We start from the raw sequence: 6,256 nt of genomic DNA on the forward strand, positions 1-6,256 counted from the left end.
AATTTTAATAAAATAAACTGATTACCAGATCAATGATTTTGATCCCGATGAACGGAACGATTACTCCGCCTAGCCCATAGATCAAAAGGTTTCTTCTTAATAATGCACTGGCACCAATCGGCTTATAAGCTACACCTTTCAACGCCAGTGGAATCAGGAACGGAATAATCACCGCGTTGAAAATAACTGCTGATAATATGGCTGTTTCAGGACTGTGAAGGTTCATAATATTCAGTTTCTGCAGAGAAGGAATAAAAGTGATAAAGAGTGCCGGAATAATGGCAAAATACTTCGCTACGTCATTCGCAATACTGAAAGTAGTCAATGTTCCTCTGGTCATCAACAGCTGCTTTCCTATTTCCACAATTTCGATCAATTTTGTAGGGTCATTATCCAGGTCTACCATGTTACCGGCTTCTTTTGCGGCTTGAGTTCCACTGTTCATCGCTACCCCAACATCGGCTTGTGCCAGTGCCGGAGCATCATTGGTTCCGTCTCCCATCATGGCCACCAGTTTACCTTCCTGCTGTTCCTTTTTGATGTAATTCATCTTATCTTCAGGTTTAGCTTCAGCGATAAAATCGTCTACTCCGGCTTTTTCTGCAATGAATTTTGCCGTCAGAGGGTTGTCACCAGTTACCATTACCGTTTTCACCCCCATTTTTCTCAGTCTCTGGAAACGTTCCTGGATTCCGGTTTTGATGATATCCTGAAGTTCAATAACGCCCCATACTTTTTCATTAACGGCTACTACCAAAGGAGTGCCTCCGTTTTCAGAAATTTTAGTTACTGCATCCTGGGTCTGCTGCGGGAAGATATTCCCGGCTTTTTCAGTCAGTTTTTTTATCGTATCGTAAGCTCCTTTACGGATTCTTGTTTCGTCAAAATCGATTCCTGAAGTTCTTGTTTCTGCAGTAAAATCGATATACGTAGGATTGGAAACCAATAAATCTTCAGGTTTTAAAGCACTTAGTTCAATAATAGATTTCCCTTCCGGTGTTTCATCCGCTACAGAACTTAATGCTGATGCTTTAATAAATTCTTCAAGCTGAATTCCATTCGCAGGGTGAAATTGAGTTGCTTTTCTGTTTCCGATGGTAATTGTTCCGGTTTTATCCAATAGCAATACATCAATATCTCCTGCAGTTTCCACTGCTTTTCCGCTTTTGGTAATCACATTTGCTCTTAATGCTCTGTCCATCCCAGCAATCCCGATTGCAGAAAGCAGACCTCCGATGGTTGTCGGAATAAGACAAACGAAAAGAGATATAAATGCCGCTATGGTAATCGGAGTCTGCGCATAGTCTGCAAAAGGTTTTAAAGTGAGGGTAACAATAATAAATGTAAGCGTGAATCCTGCTAAAAGTATGGTTAATGCGATTTCGTTGGGTGTTTTCTGTCTTGACGCTCCTTCTACAAGAGCAATCATTTTATCTAAGAAGGATTCTCCGGGTTTTGTGGTTACTCTTACTTTAATTCTGTCTGATAATACTTTCGTTCCTCCTGTTACAGAACTTTTGTCTCCACCCGCTTCACGGATGACAGGTGCACTTTCTCCGGTAATAGCAGACTCATCAATGGTAGCAAGACCTTCAATAATCTCACCATCCATCGGAATCTGATCTCCGGCTTCACAAAGGAAAATATCACCTAAGGTCATTTCAGCAGACATTTTCAGTCTTGTTTCTACCTGGAATCCCGGCTTGTTATCAAGTACCAGTTTGGCCGGAGTCTCTTCCCTTGTTTTTCTGAGGGTATCAGCCTGCGCTTTTCCCCTTGCCTCTGCAATAGCTTCTGCAAAGTTGGCAAACAGAACGGTGAAAAATAAAATAATAAATACTAAAAAGTTATAGGAAAAGCTTCCTTGGGTTTTATCACCGGTAAGGCTGAACATGCTTACGATAAACATGACAATGGTTCCGATCTCCACCAGGAACATTACCGGATTTTTAAACATAATCTTCGGATTCAGCTTTACGAAGGACTGTTTTATCGCTTCGTTGACCAAATCTTTTTGAAACAATGTTTGTGACTGATTTTTCATTTTTTTGAAAGAATTTATATCATTGTAAATCAATAGTAACCATCAAGGTTTGCCAGATAATGAGGATAGATATGGATAATATTAAGTGAACGTTTCAGTAAGTGTCAGACTAGCTTCCTAACTTTTCGGCTTCCTTAATGGTTGAATATTGATTTTAATTTTTAATGTTCACATTTATTTTGAGAAATACTGAATCTGTTCTGCAATAGGCCCTAGAGTCAATGCAGGGAAGAAAGACAACGCTGCAATCAGTAAAATCACTGCCAGAGTCATGAATCCGAAAGTTGCCGTATCTGTTTTCAGTGTTCCTGAACTTTCAGGGATATATTTCTTCTGTGCCAACAGACCTGCAATGGCTACTGGTCCAATAATCGGGATAAATCTCGAGAGTAACAGTACAATTCCCGTTGAGATATTCCACCAGGGTGTATTGTCTCCCAACCCTTCAAATCCGGATCCGTTATTCGCTGCGGAAGAAGTAAACTCATACAGCATTTCACTGAAACCATGGAAACCTGGGTTATTCAATGTTTTTGCCCCAAATTCCGGGAGATAAGCCGTTAAAGCGGTTCCTGCAAGAATCAGGAAAGGATGGAATAAAGCGACGATCATAGCAATTTTCATTTCCTTCGCTTCAATCTTTTTACCCATAAATTCCGGCGTTCGTCCTACCATCAGACCACTGATAAACACGGACAGAATGATAAAGATAAAATAGTTCAGAATTCCGACTCCACAGCCTCCGTAGAAGCAATTGATCATCATCGCAAGCAATTCATTCATTCCCGAAAGAGGCATTGTACTGTCATGCATTGAGTTCACTGATCCTGTTGAAATTACCGTTGTAGCAATACTCCAGTAGCCTGACGCTGCACTTCCGAAACGGATTTCTTTACCTTCCATAGCTCCCAGGCTGTTATCTGTTCCCATTTTTGTGATCAAAGGATTTCCTCCTGTTTCATTCACTATATTCGGAATGGTAAGTGCCAGAAAACCGACCGTCATTACCGTAAAGATTACCCATGAAAGTTTTCTTTTATTCAGATAAAATCCCAGTGCAAATACCAACGCAAACGGAATGATCATCTGAGCGATCATCTCTGTCATATTGGTCATATAATTCGGATTTTCAAGTGGGTGCGCAGAGTTGGCTCCGAAAAATCCACCTCCGTTAGTTCCTAAGTGTTTGATCGCAACAAATGCTGATACCGGACCTCTGGAGACATCTGCTTTCTGGCCTTCCAGTGTTATAATATGATCTTTTCCTTCGAATGTCATCGGACTTCCGTTAATAGAAAGTACTAAAGCAACAATTACACTTACCGGAACCAGGATTCTGACCATTGATTTGGTGAAAAAATCGTAGAAGTTCCCAAGTTCGGTACTTGTTTTTTCTTTAAAAGCCTTGAAAAGGACAGCCATTGCCGCCATTCCCGTTGCAGCCGTAACAAACTGTAAAAACATCAGATAAAGCTGGCTCAGATAACTTACTCCTGTTTCTCCTGAATAATGCTGTAAATTACAGTTTACTAAGAATGAAATGGTAGTATTAAAAGCCAGATCGGGTGACATATTCGGGTTTCCATCAGGATTTAAAGGAAGCCACGCCTGATTCATTAAAAGAAGGAAACCTATGATGAACCAAACCAGATTGATCGCCAGCATGGCATACATATTCTGTTTCCAGTTCATCTGGCGGGCAGGATTAATTCCCGAAACTTTATAAATTAACTTTTCAATGGGTTCAAAAACCGGATCCAGAAAAGTCTTTTTGTATCCGTACACATTAGCTATATATTTCCCTAAAAATATTCCGATAACTAATGTGATAGCAAACATTGCTATAATGCCTAAAATCTCTGTATTCATGACTAATTAAAATTTTTCAGGTTTCATTAAAACATAACAGATATACACGAAGGCAAGTATTGAGAGGAAAAATAAACTCCACATAATTTATATTCTATCAAAAAATTCAACTGATTTATACAAAAGCCAAAACAATACTGCAAAAAGCAGAATTAAACTTATGAGCATCATATTTTAATCATTAGGGTTAAAAGGGTCAACAATACGTACGATACAATCAGCAGACTAAAAGTCGAGTGCTCCCGTTTTTTAAACGTTTTTCTTGAAATTGTCATTTTTAAATATTTTATTCGAAGACTATATGCCAAAAGAAATTCCATTTTGAAAATCAAACATTTACTTAATTGATTAACAATATATTATAACAAAACACAAAACTATATAAAAACAGAAAAGCCTATCAAAATGATAGGCTCTTTATTAAAATGATAAAAGGTTTATTTTAATCCGTATTCTTCAAGTTTACGGTACAATGTGGCAATACCGATTTCCAGTAAACGGGCAGCTTCTGCCTTGTTACCTTTTGTATACTGTAAAACTTTCTGTATGTGTATTTTTTCCAGTGATCTGATACTTAAAGAATCACTTTCAGGAACAGCTTTTTCCGAATAATGGGGAAGACTTTCTGCGTCAAGAATATTGTCATCCATTAAAATCAAACTGCGCTCTACAGCGTTCCTCAACTCACGGATATTTCCTTTCCAGTCGTTTCGTTCCAGTACTTTATAGTAATCAGGATTTACCTGAACCGCTGTAAGATGAAGTTTATGAGAAAAAATATCTATAAAATGATTGGCAATAGCTTTCAGATCTTCTTTTCGTTCTCTTAATGGCGGAAGCGTGATCTCAAAGACATTCAGCCTGAAATAAAGGTCTTCTCTAAAATTCCCCTGCTTTATTTCATTTTCCAGATCTCTGTTAGTCGCTGCAATCAATCTGAAGTCAGATTTAGAAACTTTGGTTTCACCCATTTTGATAAATTCCCTGGTTTCCAAAACCCTGAGCAGTTTTGCCTGAAGCTCTATAGGCATCTCACCGATTTCATCTAAAAACAGAGTTCCTCCGTTAGCTTCTTCAATCAATCCTTTCTTATCTTTCAAAGCTCCAGTAAAAGCACCTTGTTTATGACCAAAAAGCTCGCTTTCCAGAATTTCTTTACTGAATGCTGAACAGTTGATCGCTACAAAACTGTTTTTCTTCCTGTCACTCCCTTCATGAATAGCACTCGCAAAAACTTCTTTACCCGTTCCGGTTTCTCCTGTAAGAAGCACAGCAGCATCCGTTAAAGCGACTTTCTCAGCCAACTTCTTAGCCTGCAAAATAAGTGGTGACTTACCAATAATCTGATCAAATCCTTTCGTCACAACCTGCTGAACAACCCTCGATTTATTGTCTTTTACCTTATCAAGAGCCTTATACACCAATGGGATTATTTTCTCATTATCATCTCCTTTCACCAGATAATCATAAGCGCCATTCTTCATAGCCTGTACAGCATCCGTAATATTCCCGAATGCCGTCATCAGGATAATTTCAAGCTGTGGATATTTGGTCTTGATAGACTTTACTAGCTCTACTCCAAAAGCATCAGGCAGACGAACATCGCTCAGAACAACATCAAATTCATATTGCTCCAGCATCGTCATTGCCGAACGTGCTGTAGAAGCTTCTTTTACATTAAAATTCTCTTGGGAAAGGATCATTCCTAGTAATTTAAGGAGTTTGATCTCATCATCGATGATCAGAATATTTCCTGACATTATAATTATTTTTGGAAAACTACTACAAACTTATTGAATTTATTCGAGGAAAACGGGGTAATAGAAGGAAATAGTTTACTTAACATCACTTGAGATTTCAGGAGCTGTTTCCCGCTATCCATTCATACTCCTCGCGCCCATACACTCCCACGCTCCACCACATTCACTCCAACCCAAGCTGCGGGGTAACCATTCCTATCGGGGCTATGATAGTGAACGAACGATCAATGATACGTTATAAATAATGTGACGAATTCGGGATACGGGTTCCGTGGTTATCTTTTCCAAATGGAGTAATTTAATTAATTCCTATGGCGTCTCTCTTTTTCATTTGCTCCGTTTCTTTCCACTGTGTCATTCCGCAGGAATCCAGCCTACTTTATTAGAGTCTTTATGATTCCTTTAATCCAGACGATTTAATACTGTAAATTATTTGATAATACTTTGTTGAGACTCCTGTGGAGTGACCATTGGAGGGTGTACTGTCCGGTTACCATTGATAATTGATCAATGATGAATGATAAGTGATGGATGATCAATCATAGTTGATGAATGATGAATAATCGATGTATTACTCATTACC

General features: G+C 38.7%; 3 protein-coding genes. All 3 read right to left on the reverse strand.

All coding sequences use genetic code 11. The annotated features are described in order from the left end of the window. Positions 1-4 precede the first annotated feature (4 nt). Positions 5-2,044, reverse strand: coding sequence for a potassium-transporting ATPase subunit KdpB (kdpB, locus tag AC5YGI_RS21125; RefSeq protein ID WP_496169683.1), 2,040 nt, complete (start codon positions 2,042-2,044; stop codon positions 5-7). Positions 2,045-2,218: 174 nt separating this feature from the next. Then, positions 2,219-3,913: a potassium-transporting ATPase subunit KdpA gene (gene kdpA / locus AC5YGI_RS21130; RefSeq protein WP_496169685.1), complete on the reverse strand. Its 1,695-nt coding sequence runs from the start codon at positions 3,911-3,913 to the stop codon at positions 2,219-2,221. 437 nt (positions 3,914-4,350) lie between these two features. Then, complete coding sequence (locus AC5YGI_RS21135) at positions 4,351-5,673, reverse strand: sigma-54-dependent transcriptional regulator (protein ID WP_496169687.1); 1,323 nt, start codon at positions 5,671-5,673, stop codon at positions 4,351-4,353. Positions 5,674-6,256: the final 583 nt, after the last annotated feature.

The sequence above is a fragment of the Chryseobacterium sp. CS3K3.1 genome (genome assembly GCF_059515165.1).